Origin of the sequence: Agrobacterium tumefaciens (genome assembly GCA_025559845.1) — a bacterium.
GTDB lineage: Bacteria > Pseudomonadota > Alphaproteobacteria > Rhizobiales > Rhizobiaceae > Agrobacterium.
This window is the reverse complement of record CP048469.1, coordinates 3219738-3234438: the sequence shown is the minus strand read 5'-3', so window position 1 is coordinate 3234438 and position 14701 is coordinate 3219738. Positions and strand designations below refer to the sequence as shown.

Sequence of the window (14701 nt, the reverse complement as noted above, 5' to 3'; positions counted from 1 at the left end):
TAGGCAACGAGCCTTCCACCCTTTTAGGCGGAAGGCTTTTGTCGACGAGTCTTAGATTTCCGCGCCGCGTGCAGCCTCTACTGCGTCAGCACTCTGCTGACGATTGTAGCGGATCGACGACCAAAGCGAGATCCCGATCAAGGCAGCACCGCCGAGACCCGTGATGACTTCCGGAATATGGAACATCGTCTGGACATACATGATGACCGAGAGGATGAGGATCGCATAAAACGCGCCGTGCTCGAGATAACGGTATTCCGCCAGCGTTCCTTTTTCGACAAGCATGATCGTCATCGAACGAACATACATCGCACCGATACCAAGGCCGATCGCAATGATGAACAGGTTCTGCGTCAAAGCGAAAGCGCCGATCACACCGTCGAAGGAGAAGCTCGCGTCCAGCACTTCAAGGTAAAGGAACGCGCCGAAGCCGCCCTTTGCCGCACCTTCCAACATCTCCTGGCTACGGTCGAGAATACCGCCGACCACTTCAACGAGCAGGAAGGTCAAGAGACCCCAGATCGCGGAATGGAAGAAGGTATTGGCTGCAACGGGACCAAGTGCCGGATCTTCGCTCGCACCGATAATGCGGGAAAAGATCAGCATGACGATCAGAACGAAGGCAATTTCTATACCCTTGACGGAGGAATAGGTCGCAGCCTTCTCCTCGATCCAGCGCACCCAGTGCACGTCCTTTTCATGGTCGAAAAAGAAGTTCAGGCCGACCATCATCAAGAACGTGCCACCGAAAGCCGCAATCGGCAGGTGGGCATCATGCATGATTTCCGCATAGCGTTCCGGCTGCGTGGCAGCCATGACCAGTGCGGTCCAGGGGCCGACATTCGCCGCGATGACGACGATCAAAAGCGGGAAGACGATACGCATGCCGAAAACGGCGATCAGAATACCCCAGGTCAGGAAGCGATGCTGCCACTCCGGCGTCATGTCCTTGAGCTTGTTGGCATTGACAATAGCGTTGTCGAAGGACAGCGAGATTTCCAGCACGGCGAGAACCGCGCAGATGAAGAAGATCGTGGCTGTTCCACCGATCGTTCCGGTCATCTCCCAACCGAGATACCCGCCAAGGATCAGACCGACGACGGTGACGATAAATGCCCACTTGAAGTAGGACAGCGTGGTTTTCTGGGCGGCGCTCATGTGCGGTCACCTCCGGAAAGGGAAACGATAGCGGAACGACGTGGAGCGTCGTGCCGCACGCAGAAAGCACGCGCGCGAAGCACATTCAGGTTATTCATAATTTTTAATCCGCCGGCCAATTTTGCAGGCGGTACCGACATCACGAGAGCGCCGTAAAACTCTCGCCAGAGGGGCCCGGCACCTTTGTTTCCTCTGTCCTTTCGCGACGTCTCGTCGCAGGACCTCTTTCTACTCTTCGAAGATCACGCTTTCGTCAAGCCCCTGTGATGTTCCCAGCGTAAAGTTCCAACCGGGGACACCACAACGGGCATAGACAATCTATTCCGCCGCGATACGATCTTCGGCCTGACGGCGGCGCTTGAGCGTATTTTCGCGAAAGAAAATATAGAGTCCAGACAAAACGATCAATCCGGCACCGGCAACGATGCTTGCCTGCGGCACATCACCGAAGAACATCCAGCCGAAGATGACCGCCCACAGCAACAGGGTATATTGCAGCGGCGCGACCGTGGCCGCATCGGCGAGCTTCAAGGCGCGGTTGACGAGCACGTGGGCAGTCATGGCCACAACGCCCAGCATGCAAAGCAGGGAAAGATCGAAAGCAGACTGAATGGGCGCCCATCCGGACGGAGCGGCGGCGACGGCCACAACTGCGGCAACGGCTGCACCGACGATCTGCCAGAATGCCAGAACGGTATCGGGCGTGTTGCGAAGCTGGCGGCCTGATAACATCATGAATGCGAATGCCGCACTGCCCAGAATTGAAAAAAGCGCCGCCGAGGTCAGGCTTGCCGAACTTGGTTTCAACGCAATCACGACACCGACAAAACCGATAGCAATCGCGGTCCAGCGGCGCCAGCCGACCTTTTCGCCCAACAGAAACGGCGACAGAGCCGCGACATAGATCGGCGCTGCGAGCCAATAAGTCATGACGTCGGCAAGTGGCAAAGCCTTGACAGCGAAATAGAAACAGAAAAGCTCAGCGGTTGAAAAGAAGACACGAGCAGCCTGAAGAGAGGGGCGCTCGACTTTTACCACACTGGCGAGGCCACCCCGCCAAAGGATCGGAACCAGGATGACGAGTGCCGCAGCGCTTCTGATGAGCACCACTTGCCCCAGGCTATAGGTCGCGACCAACCACTTCCCCATCGCATCATTCAACGCGAAAAGCAGCATTCCAAGCAGCATGACGGCCACGCCGAGACCAGTCGGCGAGAGCTTTCGAAGTATATTCGGCATTTCAGTTCCTGATGTCTCCCAATGGCTGCATTGGTCGTTCAGGCGACGGCCACTTGTCAAGTCCGGCGCGAGCGCCTTCCGGCAATAATCATACAATTAGGCTCGCAGAATCTGTTCCGTGCAGATTTCAGGCGAAAATCCGTCGTTCTGCAGCAACCAACTCCTGTAGAAAATCAACCACTGTCCGTACCCGAACAAGCTGGCGCGCAGATTCGTGATACGCGGTCCAATAGGCACGACTAATGCCGATCTCGGGCAATATCCGTATCAACTCTGGATACTGCCCGGCGATATAGTTGTGCAGGATGCCGATCCCCGCTCCCGAACGCACAGCCTCTGTCTGGCCGATAGCACTGGAGATTTCGAACGTCGCATCCCAGTCCCGCATGATTTCGCCGGTATAGTTCAACGACGGCGAAAAGATCAGATCTTCCACGTAGCCGATGCGGCGATGCTGCTTGAGGGCTTCGACATCTTGAGGAGTACCGTACTCTTCGAGATAGGCCTTCGAGGCATAAAGCCCGAGCGAATAATCGGTCAGTTTCGACTGCACCAATCTGCCCTGATCCGGCCGTTCAATCGTGATGGCAATGTCCGCTTCTCTCTGCGAAAGAGAAAAGGAGCGTGGCACCGGCACAAGCTGGATCTTGAGATCGGGATAACGCGCTGTCAGCCGACCGAGCCTTGGCGCAAGAAACGAAACGCCCAGACCATCCGGCGCACCAATGCGCACGGTTCCCGCCACGGCGGTATCAACGCGGCCAAGGCTTGCTTGCGCATTGAGCATTTCGGTTTCCATGCGCTCCGCAGAACCAAGAAAACGCTGCCCCTCCTCCGTCAACTCGCAGCCGTTCGTCCGGCGAATAAAAAGCCGGGTTTTCAGTGCCTCTTCCAGCGAGGTCAATCGCCGGGACAAGGTTGCATGGTTGAGCCCCAGCCGTTTCGATGCCGCAAGGATCTGTCCTGTCCGGGCGACGGCAAGAAATATACGGACATCATCCCAGTTCATGGCTTGCTTCGCATGATGACGGGGTCAACCTCGACCAAGGTCAGAGAAGTGACCATTGTTGCTACCGCATCCTTGTATTTCAGGAAATGCGGCGTCCTTAGGTGGGCCTCGTATGCTGCCTGGCTCGCATAGACCTCAAGAATACGGATTTTTCCTGGACTGCCTTTGAGGGCGACAGCGTTCAATGCCAGCACGCCATCCTCCCGGCTGACTGAAGCCTCGATTTCTTCGGCAAGCAAGCTGCGATAGGCGTCGATATGCAATGGATCGATTTCGATCTCGGCCATCCGCACCACTGGTTCATCCTGCATCGGTCCTGACCCTCCTGACCGCCATGACCGACGTTCGGTCAACATCGCCGTGCTTTAATTTACGCACAACGGTTTCTTATCTGAGTTCATTGATTTGTACAAATTGAAGTGCAATGGTTCCGCCACCACAAAATTCCGGAGGAAAGCCCCATGAAGGAAATCGGTCATTTCATCGACGGCAAGCACGTGCCCGGCACCAGCGGCCGCACGTCGAACGTTTACAACCCGGCAACCGGCGAAGTGCAGGCGACTGTCGCTCTTGCCAGCGATGCCGAACTGCGTGCCGCGGTCGAAAGCGCCAAGAAGGCGCAGCCGAAGTGGGCCGCGACCAACCCGCAGCGCCGTGCCCGCGTGTTCTTCAAGTTCGTCGAACTCCTGAACCAGAACATGGACGAACTGGCCGTTCTTCTGTCGAGCGAACACGGCAAGACGGTGGAAGATTCCAAGGGCGACATTGTTCGCGGCCTTGAGGTTTGCGAATTCGTCTGCGGCATTCCGCATCTGCAAAAGGGGGAATTCACCGAGGGTGCTGGTCCGGCAATCGACATGTATTCGATCCGCCAGCCCGTCGGCATCGGTGCCGGCATCACGCCATTCAACTTCCCCGGCATGATCCCGATGTGGATGTTCGCGCCTGCTATCGCCTGCGGAAACGCCTTCATCCTCAAGCCATCTGAACGCGATCCATCGCTGCCGATCCGTCTTGCCGAACTGATGATTGAAGCAGGTCTTCCGGCTGGCATCCTCAATGTCGTCAACGGCGACAAGGGTGCCGTCGATGCGATCCTGACGGACCCGGATATCGGCGCCGTCTCCTTTGTCGGTTCGACGCCGATTGCCCGTTACGTCTACGGCACGGCTGCGATGAACGGCAAGCGCGCCCAGTGCTTCGGTGGCGCCAAGAACCACATGATCATCATGCCGGACGCCGATCTCGATCAGGCCGTCAACGCGCTGATGGGCGCTGGTTACGGCTCAGCGGGCGAGCGTTGCATGGCCGTTTCCGTCGCCGTTCCTGTCGGCGAGGAAACTGCAAATCGCCTCGTCGAGAAGCTTATTCCGCAGATCGAGGCGTTGAAGATCGGTCCCTATACCGACGACAAGGCCGACATGGGTCCGCTGGTAACCAAAGAAGCCCAGACCCGCGTCAAGGGTCTTATCGACAGCGGTGTGGAACAGGGTGCAAAACTGCTGGTCGATGGTCGCGACTTCAAGCTGCAGGGTTATGAAGACGGTTACTTCGTCGGTGGCTGCCTCTTCGACCACGTCACACCCGACATGGACATCTACAAGACGGAAATCTTCGGACCGGTTCTCTCCGTCGTTCGTGCCAAGAACTACGAAGATGCACTCGAACTGCCGATGAAGCACGAATATGGCAACGGTGTCGCCATCTTCACCCGTGACGGCGATGCGGCCCGCGACTTCGCAAGCCGTGTCAATATCGGCATGATCGGCATCAACGTGCCGATCCCGGTTCCGCTGGCATATCACTCCTTCGGCGGCTGGAAGGCTTCAAGCTTCGGTGACCTCAACCAGCACGGTACCGATTCGATCAAGTTCTGGACAAAAACCAAGACGATCACCTCGCGTTGGCCTTCCGGCATCAAGTCGGGTGCGGAATTTGTCATGCCGACGATGAAATAAGCACAACTGCAATTGTTATCTACGCTGAAGCCCTGCCTCACGGCGGGGCTTTTTGCTGCAAACAAGACAAAAAAACTCACATTTTCCGAAAAATAATTCCACTTAAAGCTGTTTTGATATAGCTGTCGCGTTCGAGGTGTGGGGACACCGAGAGACGGGAACACTTTGATTATTTGATTTGATGTGCCTGGAGAGGGGCATGTGAAGAGGGACTCACATGAGCGATATTGCCGTAGCAACGGATACGCGCGCCTATGAGCGCGGCGTCTTCAAGGGAAGTGCCGGAGAGTATTTCGGAATCTGGATCGTCAACATTCTGCTGACGATCATAACCATTGGCATCTACTCGGCCTGGGCAAAGGTCCGTCGCAAACGCTATTTCAATGGAAGCACTGAACTGGCCGGACGTGCCTTCGGTTACCACGCAACGGGCGGGCAGATCTTCAAAGGGCGACTGATCGCTTTTGCGTTCATCATCGTCATGCAGATCTTTGCAACGCTTCTGCCGGTTCTCGCCTTCATCCCGGCCATTCTTTTCGTGGCCTTCTTGCCATGGCTTGTCATGCGCAGCATTCGTTTCAACGCGCGTGTAACAAGTTATCGCAACGTACGTTTCGATTTTGCCGGCAAGACAGGCGGCGCGTTCGTCTCCGTCGTACTCGGCGGCTTCGTGGCGTTTATCTCTTTTGGCATTCTGGCACCGCTGGCGAGTCGTTGGGTCAATCGCTACGTTTTCGGCAACCTTCGCTACGGCGACCGGCCGTTCAGTGCCGACCCAAAAATTGGCGCGCTCTATCGCGTCTGGATCATTCCGGCCATCATGGTTGTTGTCGGCGGCACAGTGTTCAGCTTCCTGGGCTTCGCGATCTTTGCAGCCAACAGCGCGCTCGCCGATGACGAGACTACAGCCATCACCATGGCGCTTGGCTCTCTGTACATCGGCCTGTTCGGTGCTTTCCTGGTCTACGGCCTTGCTGGCATCGTTTATCGCGCCGGCGTACGCAACGTCGTGATCTCGTCTATGTTTCTCGATGGAAAACACCGACTTCTCAGCGATGTAAACCGTGGCCGTTATCTCTGGATCGTTATCTCCAACCTCGTTCTCAGCGTCATCACCCTTGGTCTGATGCGTCCCTGGGCTGCGGTTCGTGAAGCACGTTACAGTGTCGAGCACACGGGAATCCATTTTGACGGCGACATGGGCGAGGTTCTATCCTCGATCGAAGCGACGGGCGCTGCCGTCAGCGCCGAATATATGGATATGGAAGGCTTCGAGTTTGGTTTCTGATACCGGAGAAACCGTTTCGGGCGAGTGGCATGCCGCTCGCTCGAATGTTTCGAGTGCTGCCAGGCTGAAGCTTGGCGGTACTATTCTTCTCGTCCTCGACGGCAAAGATGGCCATACAAGGACACAGGCGGAGATTGGTTCGGTGGAGATCAGCCACCGGATTGGAGCAATCCCGCGCGAGTTGCATTTCCCGGATGGATCGCTGTTCGAAACCTCCGACAATGACGGGATAGACCGTCTGCTGCAGGGCTACATCACAAAGCGTTCCGGGCTGGTAAACTGGCTGGAGCAATTCCGCCTGCGGCTGGTGGGGATCACTCTGTGCGCAGTGCTTCTCGCTTATGGAACCTACAAGCTTGCACTGCCGGCCATGGTGGAAGTGGCAGTTGCCGTCACCCCGCCCATTGTCCCACAGATCATGTCTTCCAGTACACTGGAAGCGCTAGACAGGACGGTCTTTTCCGAAAGCGCACTGCCGGTGGAAAAGCAGGACAGGATAAGGGCCGAATTCGCACGGATCGCAGCGCATGCGGAAGGTTCGCCTGAAACCTACAAGCTGAATTTCAGAGATGGCGGCTATATCGGCCCGAACGCGTTCGCGCTGCCGGACGGCACGATCGTTCTCACCGACGAACTGGTCGAACTGGCCGGCGACGACACGCAAATGATCACCGGCGTCCTCGCCCACGAAATAGGCCATGTGGAATATGAACATAGCCTTCGTCAGCTTTATCGCGCCGCCGGTGTTGCGGGCCTCGTGATGCTGGTCGCCGGCGACGTCGGATCTGCAATGGAGGATATTCTGACGCAGGGCGGTGGTCTTCTGGCACTTTCCCATTCACGCGATGCAGAACACCAGGCCGACCGACGTTCAGTGGAGCTGATGCGTGCAGCAGGACTGGACGCCACCGCCATCGAACGCTTCTTCGCGATCCTTGAGGAAAAACTGGGCGACAAGGATGGCACCACCATCATTTCCACCCATCCCGGGACGCCGGAGAGGCGAAAGGCCATCCTCGACTACGACGCCTCGCTGGACAGCAAACCGGCCGGCCAGTGAATCACTCCGCGAGCGCCTCCTCAACGACGGGAAGCGCTTGCAAAATCATCAGTTCGCCGGCCCTTCGTTGAAGCCCACCTCATCCACCAGTTCGGAAGCCTCCTTGCGGTGCGCGGCAATGTCCGTCAACGACAGCTTGTCGGGATTGATGGGCCCGAAACCCTTCACGACATCGGAAGGCTCGGCACCGGGCAGAACAGGATACTCGAAGACCTGCTGCGCGTAGATTTCCTGGGCTTCACGCGAGGCCAGAAACTCCATCAACTTCAATGCATTGTCCTTGTTGGGCGCGTATTTCGTCATCGACATTCCGGAAATGTTGACATGCGTGCCGCGATCACCAGCATTGGGGAACATGACGCGGACTGAACCTGCCCATTCCTTTTCTTCCGGTTCCCGGTCATTGGTCAGCATCAGCCCGACGTAATAGGTGTTGCCCAGTGCAATATCGCACTCACCAGCAAAGATCGACTTGGCCTGGGTGCGATCCGTTCCGTCCGGTTTGCGGGCCAGATTGTTCTTCAGGCCCGTGAGCCAGGTTCGCGTGTACTCGACGCCATGATGGGCGATCATCGAGGCAAACAAGGCGATATTGTAGGAGTGCTGGCCGTCGCGGATACAGATTTTGCCTTTCCACTTCAGGTCGGCAAGCTCTTCATAGGTAATGTCTTTTTGCGCAACACGCTCTTTCGAGGCATAGACGACACGACCACGTGTCGTCAGCCCGAACCACTCTCCTTGCGGATCGCGCAGGTTCGCCGGGATATCCTTTTCAATGACCGGATCATTCAAAACCGGTTGCGTCACGCCACCCTCTTTGGCCTCGACCAGCCGGGCAATATCAACCGTCAAAAGCACGTCCGCGGGCGAGTTGACCCCTTCAGCCTGTATCCGTTCAACGAGCCCCTTATCGAGAAAAAGGACATTCGTCTCTATGCCCGTTTCCTTCGTGAACGCGTCGAGGAGTGGCTGAATCAATTCCGGCTGGCGATAGGAGTAAACATTGACCTCCCCTTCGGCAAAAGCTGTCGTCGCCATCGATAACGCAGCAAGACTCACAAAAACGGCACCGGGAAAACGGGATTTCATGCTTGCCATTGAGTTCGTCTCCATTAAAGTCCGATTCTTGAGTTTTCTGTTCATGAATCTGCGGAACCGTCAACAATTCAGTTCGCGAAATCTCGAACAGATGAGATTTTTTCAGTTTCTGGAATTGTTCTAAACTGAAAAAGAGACTATATAACTCCACATTGAGAGTTAGGAGACCAGCATGCGCTTGACCAAACAGACCAACTATGCCGTTCGCATGTTGATGTATTGCGCCGCAAACGAAGGCCATCTGAGCCGCATTCCGGAAATCGCCAGAGCCTATGGCGTGTCGGAGCTGTTCCTTTTCAAAATTCTTCAGCCGCTGAACAAGGCCGGGCTGGTTGAGACCGTCCGTGGCCGTAATGGTGGCGTGAGACTGGGCAAGCCTGCCGACAAGATCAGCCTGTTTGACGTTGTCAAAGTCACAGAAGACAGCTTCGCCATGGCGGAATGCTTCGAGGATGGCGCCGTCGAGTGTCCGCTTGTTGACAGCTGCGGCCTGAACTCGGCGCTGCGCAAGGCACTCAACGCCTTCTTCGACGTCCTGACCGAATATTCCATCGACGATCTCGTCAAGGCCCGTCCGCAGATCAACTTCCTGCTCGGCCTCGACACGGAAATGCCGCGCACGGCTTCTCTTCCCGCAGCCTAATTCGTCAAGTTCAAGATACGATCTTACTTGGAACCCGCAACGCCACGTTGCGGGTTTCTTTATGTGACTGCCTCTCCAGGTCCATTATTTTTCCCGCGACGTGTTGACGTCTCAAGCCGAAACGGCGCATGTGGGATTGAGCTTCCCAAGCAATTTCCATTCGCGTTGCAATGATAATCAAGCCGGAATTCCATACATTTTTGCTGACGGCCATCATCGGCAGCATTGGAGCATTTATTGCCAGTCTGCTCGGCATACCGGCACCGTTTCTGTCAGGGCCGGCAGTTGCCGTGACCCTGTCGGGGCTTTCGGGTTTGAAGCTCGGCATCCCCTCCTATATCCGCAACGCCTGTTTTGTCGTCGTTGGCATCTCGATGGGAACCAGCGTTACGCCTGCCGTGATTGACGCGGCAAAGACCTGGCCCATCAGCTTTGTGGTGGTGCTCGTCGCCGTCGTCATCATGCTCTATGTCGCCTACTGGATTTTGCATTACGGCTTCGGTTATGACCGGACCACGGCAATGCTTGGCGCCTCCCCAGGTCATCTCAGTTACATCATCAGCCTCAGCGCCGACACCAAGAGCGATCTCGCTACCGTCAGCATCGTACAGAGCGTGCGGGTATTGGCGCTGACGTTGTCGGTGCCGCTGATCGTCGAATATTTCAACCTCGTCAGCACCGAACCGCCAATCATCAACCCACCGATGGGCCTTGTGACATTGGGGTTGACGATTATCGCCTCTCTGGCGATGGGCCTGCTCTTCCTGCGCTTGCGGTTTCCAGCAGCCTTGCTTCTTGGCGGTGTTGCCGTTTCCATCAGTTCGCACATCACCGGCTTTACAGAAGGTGGTGTTCCAAACTGGTTGAGCCTTCCGGTTTATGTTCTTATCGGCTGTCTTATCGGAACGCGGTTTTCCAATGTGTCACTCATGGATGTGCGCAAAGGTTTCATTGCAGGCCTTGTCGTCACGATCGCCGTGATGTTCATCGCTGGCGTCATTGCTTGGATGATCTCCAACATAACAGGCGTACCGCTGAATGCCGTGATGATTGCCTATTCCCCGGGTGGTCTCGAAACCATGGCGGCAATGGCCGTGATGATGCATGCAGACACTGCCTATGTCGGCTCTCATCACGTCTTGCGGCTGCTCTTCCTGTCGGTTTTGATGCCGCTGGTGATGGGCAAGGATGCCCGCAACAAAGGCGATCTTTGACGGGCTCGCGGACGCGCATTCTCCGACGTCTGGATCGCAAAAAATCCGAAGCATTTCTGCAACCATTTTCCGCCTCGGCCGTTCTTGACCGTTGAGCCGGCGACATCGGCGGCTTTTGCGCGTCTGCAGATCGATCCACCGGAGGAATTTTTCATGAGCCGCTTGAGGACCCTGACAGGCGCAGCAGTCGCCTTCGCCCTTTATGCTTCCATTGCCCAGGCCCAGGTCGTCGTTTCCTCCAAGATCGATACTGAAGGCGGTGTGTTGGGCAATATCATTCTGGCCGTCTTGAACCAGAACAACATTGAAACGACGGATCGTATTCAACTTGGCGCGACGCCCGTCGTTCGCAAGGCGATCACCGCCGGCGAGATCGATATCTACCCGGAGTACACCGGCAACGCTGCCTTCTTTTTCGAGAAGGCTGATGATCCGCTCTGGAAGGACGCAGGCAAAGCCTATCAGGAAGCCAAGACGCTTGATCTCGAGGCAAACAAGATCGTCTGGCTGACGCCATCGCCCGCCAACAACACCTGGGCAATTGCTATCCGCAAGGACGTTGCCGACAAGAACAACCTCAAGACACTGTCGGACTTCGGCAAGTATGTTGCAGATGGCGGCGAGGTGGTGCTGGCAGCCTCTTCGGAATTCGTCAACTCGGCTGCAGCGCTACCAGCCTTCCAGACCACATATGGCTTCACCATGAAACCGGCGCAGCTCATCACACTTTCGGGTGGCGATACGGCGGCCACGATCGCGGCGGCTGCAAACCAGACCAACAACGCCAACGCCGCGATGGTTTATGGTACGGACGGCGGCATCGCACCATCCGGTCTTGTTGTGCTGGAAGACGACAAGCATGTTCAGCCCGTCTATCAACCCGCCCCCATCATTCGTGAAGAGGTTCTGAAGAAGAACCCGAATATCGAGGCACTGCTGAAGCCTGTATTCGAAAAACTGGATCTGGCAACATTGCAGGAACTGAATGGACGCGTGCAGGTGGGTGGTGAGCAGGCGAAAGCTGTAGCAATCGATTTCCTGACGAAAAACGGCTTTGTGAAATAACATCACGTGAGTGACTGCAGAGGGAGGCAGCCTTTGACCAGACGGCCTGACAAAGTCGGCGTACTGATCTCGTGCCTCCTTTTCTATGCAGTCCTCTTCTCACCCTTCATGACGTTTCGTGCAAACCGCATTGTTGCCGGCGAAACGAAGACGATCTTCGAATCTCTTCCAACATGGGTGGCGGCAACGTTTCTCATCTTCACGCTGTTTGCCGGCGTCATTGCCTTCTTTCGCTCCCCTATAGTTTTGAGACTGGCAGTTTCTCTCATCGGCCTCGTCGCCGTTGCTATCGTCGCGGGTCTAGCGGCGACAACCCTCACACCCGATAACAATAGTTACGCTCGCGTTTCACCAGCCAGCGGCTTCTGGCTTCTTTTGACGGCTTTCCTGCTTCTCGCCACCGACGCGGTCGCACGGCTGCAACCGAAACCACTGTTGCGGGTCGTCATGCTCGGAGGCGCACTCGCCGTTCTTGCAAGCGTGCTAGCGAGCGGTCTTTGGGATGATCTTTCCATTCTCAAGGAATATGCCAACCGTGCCGACATATTCTGGAGTGAGGCGATCAGACATGTGGAGCTTGCCTTGGGATCACTGTTTGCTGCCACCCTCATCGGAATTCCCATCGGCATCCTCTGTGCCAAAGTCGATCGGCTGCGACCGGCCGTGCTGAACGGGCTCAACATCGTCCAGACTATTCCTTCCATTGCTCTCTTCGGTATTCTGATCGCACCGCTCGGTTGGATCGCCGCCAACGTTCCGGGTGCTTCAGCGATGGGGATTCGCGGTATCGGCATGGCGCCTGCCTTCGTGGCCTTGTTTCTCTATTCGCTCCTGCCGGTGGTCTCCAACACCGTTGTTGGCCTCGCGGGCGTGTCGCAGGCTGTGCAGGAGGCCGCGCGCGGGCTTGGCATGACGACCCTGCAGCGACTGTTCCGCATCGAATTTCCCCTCGCCCTCCCCGTGATCCTGACTGGCATCCGCATTGTGCTGGTTCAGAACATTGGGCTCGCAACAATCGCTGCCCTGATCGGCGGCGGCGGCTTTGGCGTTTTCGTCTTTCAGGGAATCGGCCAGACTGCGATGGATCTGGTGCTGCTCGGGACAATTCCCACAGTCCTGCTTGGGCTGACAACGGCCATCGTGCTCGATGCGCTCATCGACAGCAATCTCTTCAGTGCAAGCAGAAAGCGTGAAGCATGATCGAGATCGAAAACATCACCAAACAATATGACGGTGCTGCGGTGGTCGACGATGTATCGTTGGTCGTTGCTCCACGCACCGTGACAGTCATCGTCGGTACGTCGGGGTCTGGTAAAACCACGCTGCTGCGAATGATCAACAGACTGGTGGAGCCAAGTTCCGGGACTATCCGCATTGATGGAGACGATGTTACCGACATACCCGGTTTCAAGCTTCGCCGGCAGATCGGATATGCCATCCAGGGACACGGTCTGTTTCCACACCGCACGGTCGCTCAGAACATCGCAACCGTCCCTGAATTGATCGGCTGGGATAAAAAGCGGATCGATGCCAAAATCGAAGAGCTTATGCAGCTTTTCCAGCTCGAGCCCTCGCTCTATGCCAACCGATTTCCGCATGAACTGTCAGGTGGGCAGCAGCAGCGTGTCGGTGTCGCCCGCGCACTTGCCGCTGAACCGAACATTCTGCTGATGGATGAACCTTTCGGCGCGCTCGATCCGGTCATCCGTGCCAAGGCGCAGATGGATCTTCTTGAGATTCAGAAAAAACTCGGCGTGACGATTGTACTTGTCACGCATGACATGGACGAAGCATTCCGGCTGGCCCAGCAGATCGTCGTGATGGACAAGGGCCATATCGTGCAGAGAGGGTCACCCGTCGAACTGGTTCTCGAGCCCGCAACGGATTTCGTTCGGACGATGATCGGCGAAAACGAGCGTTCCCTGAAGCTGCTTTCCGTCCTGCCTGTTGCCGATGTCATCGAGCCGGGCCATGCAGAAGGGCACCCCTTGAGCGCTCACGCCAATCAACGCGACGCACTTTCCGCCATGTTGTGGGCGGGACTGGATGCCCTGCCGGTGCTTGACGATGATGGTAGAGCGCTCGGTCGCGTGCGCCGTGACGTTCTCCTCCAGCGCGCCACTGGAGCTCCATGAACAGGGTCGGCGAATTTGTCATCAATGGACTACTTGTCGTGATGCTTGTCGTCTTCCTGGCATCACCGCAGCTTTTCGCACCTCTGTTTCAGCCACTCGTCCAGCCCAATGCGCCACCGATCTATGTGCAGGCCAGCCTGTTGTCGTTGACCTTTTCGCACCTGGAGATCGTCGCTATCGCTACGGCGCTCGCAACGTTGATGGCTGTGACACTTGCCATCATCGTTACGAGGCCATTTGGTGCAGCATTTCTGCCGCTCTCGCGCAGCATCGTCAATGTTGGACAGACATTTCCGCCTGTCGCCGTCCTGGCGCTTGCCGTACCGATGATCGGCTTCGGCGAGAAGCCGACCCTTATCGCACTTTTCCTATATGCCCTACTTCCGGTTTTCGAAAATACGTTGACGGGGCTGACCGTACTCCCGCCAGCAGTCATGGATGCCGCCAAAGGCAGCGGCATGACGGGTTGGCAACGGCTCGTCAAAGTGGAGTTACCGCTCGCGCTTCCGGCCATCCTTGCGGGGATCAGACTGTCGGCCGTCATCAGCCTATCAACCGCAACCATCGGCTCGACCGTTGCTGCGCGGACACTTGGCGAAATCATCATTGCCGGGCTGCAATCCAACAATCTGGCCTTCATCCTTCAGGGCGGATTGATCGTCGCGGCGCTGGCAATCCTGATCCATGCCGGCTTTTCCGCACTGGAGAAGACCGCATCCAGAAAGGCTGGATATCAGTGAGATCAGCCTTTCCGATTTCCCAGATCCCGCAGTGCGTTTGCTTGTCCTGATCCAACAGAACCGTTTCCCTCGAGCGAGAAATGCTCTAAGGGCT

At 56.5% G+C, this 14701-nt stretch carries 14 protein-coding genes; 9 read left to right on the top strand and 5 right to left on the bottom strand.

Annotated elements, in window-relative coordinates; genetic code table 11:
* Positions 1-51: 51 nt before the first annotated feature.
* From FY156_15980 to FY156_15965, 4 genes are all read right to left on the bottom strand, one after another.
* Positions 52-1158: a DUF475 domain-containing protein gene (locus tag FY156_15980; GenBank protein UXS02863.1), complete on the bottom strand. Its 1107-nt coding sequence runs from the start codon at positions 1156-1158 to the stop codon at positions 52-54.
* 318 nt (positions 1159-1476) lie between these two features.
* Entirely contained in the window at positions 1477-2397 is a 921-nt protein-coding gene (locus tag FY156_15975) for a DMT family transporter (GenBank protein UXS02862.1), read from the bottom strand.
* A 127-nt stretch (positions 2398-2524) separates the two neighbouring features.
* The gene (locus FY156_15970; protein UXS02861.1) at positions 2525-3406 is read right to left on the bottom strand and encodes a LysR family transcriptional regulator; all 882 of its coding nucleotides are present in this window, start codon (positions 3404-3406) and stop codon (positions 2525-2527) included.
* Positions 3403-3717 carry an antibiotic biosynthesis monooxygenase gene (locus tag FY156_15965; protein ID UXS02860.1) on the bottom strand — a complete coding sequence of 105 codons (315 nt, stop codon included), beginning with the start codon at positions 3715-3717 and terminating at the stop codon, positions 3403-3405. Before FY156_15965 ends, FY156_15970 begins: the two co-directional genes overlap by 4 nt.
* A 150-nt stretch (positions 3718-3867) precedes the next feature.
* On the opposite strand from FY156_15965, the gene FY156_15960 reads away from it, so the two are divergent.
* From FY156_15960 to FY156_15950, 3 genes are all read left to right on the top strand, one after another.
* Positions 3868-5364: a CoA-acylating methylmalonate-semialdehyde dehydrogenase gene (locus FY156_15960; GenBank protein ID UXS02859.1), complete on the top strand. Its 1497-nt coding sequence runs from the start codon at positions 3868-3870 to the stop codon at positions 5362-5364.
* A 217-nt stretch (positions 5365-5581) separates the two neighbouring features.
* Positions 5582-6652, top strand: a complete 1071-nt coding sequence (locus tag FY156_15955) for a DUF898 domain-containing protein (protein UXS02858.1) — start codon at positions 5582-5584, stop codon at positions 6650-6652.
* Positions 6642-7712 carry a M48 family metallopeptidase gene (locus FY156_15950; GenBank protein ID UXS02857.1) on the top strand — a complete coding sequence of 357 codons (1071 nt, stop codon included), beginning with the start codon at positions 6642-6644 and terminating at the stop codon, positions 7710-7712. The genes FY156_15955 and FY156_15950 overlap by 11 nt, the downstream gene beginning before the upstream one ends.
* A gap of 48 nt (positions 7713-7760) precedes the next feature.
* Here FY156_15950 and FY156_15945 read toward each other — a convergent pair whose 3' ends face one another.
* The gene (locus tag FY156_15945; protein ID UXS02856.1) at positions 7761-8810 is read right to left on the bottom strand and encodes a Fe(3+) ABC transporter substrate-binding protein; all 1050 of its coding nucleotides are present in this window, start codon (positions 8808-8810) and stop codon (positions 7761-7763) included.
* A gap of 172 nt (positions 8811-8982) precedes the next feature.
* On the opposite strand from FY156_15945, the gene rirA reads away from it, so the two are divergent.
* The 6 genes from rirA to FY156_15915 all read left to right on the top strand — a co-directional run bounded on the left by rirA (position 8983) and on the right by FY156_15915 (position 14607).
* On the top strand, positions 8983-9453 hold the full coding sequence (gene rirA / locus FY156_15940) for an iron-responsive transcriptional regulator RirA (protein UXS02855.1): 471 nt from the start codon (positions 8983-8985) through the stop codon (positions 9451-9453).
* A gap of 170 nt (positions 9454-9623) precedes the next feature.
* Positions 9624-10667 carry an AbrB family transcriptional regulator gene (locus FY156_15935; protein UXS02854.1) on the top strand — a complete coding sequence of 348 codons (1044 nt, stop codon included), beginning with the start codon at positions 9624-9626 and terminating at the stop codon, positions 10665-10667.
* A gap of 153 nt (positions 10668-10820) precedes the next feature.
* Positions 10821-11732, top strand: coding sequence for an ABC transporter substrate-binding protein (locus FY156_15930; protein ID UXS02853.1), 912 nt, complete (start codon positions 10821-10823; stop codon positions 11730-11732).
* Between the two features lie 33 nt (positions 11733-11765).
* On the top strand, positions 11766-12932 hold the full coding sequence (locus FY156_15925) for an ABC transporter permease (protein ID UXS02852.1): 1167 nt from the start codon (positions 11766-11768) through the stop codon (positions 12930-12932).
* Positions 12929-13867, top strand: coding sequence for an ABC transporter ATP-binding protein (locus FY156_15920; GenBank protein UXS02851.1), 939 nt, complete (start codon positions 12929-12931; stop codon positions 13865-13867). Before FY156_15925 ends, FY156_15920 begins: the two co-directional genes overlap by 4 nt.
* Complete coding sequence (locus FY156_15915; GenBank protein UXS02850.1) at positions 13864-14607, top strand: ABC transporter permease; 744 nt, start codon at positions 13864-13866, stop codon at positions 14605-14607. Before FY156_15920 ends, FY156_15915 begins: the two co-directional genes overlap by 4 nt.
* The last annotated feature ends 94 nt before the right edge of the window (positions 14608-14701 follow it).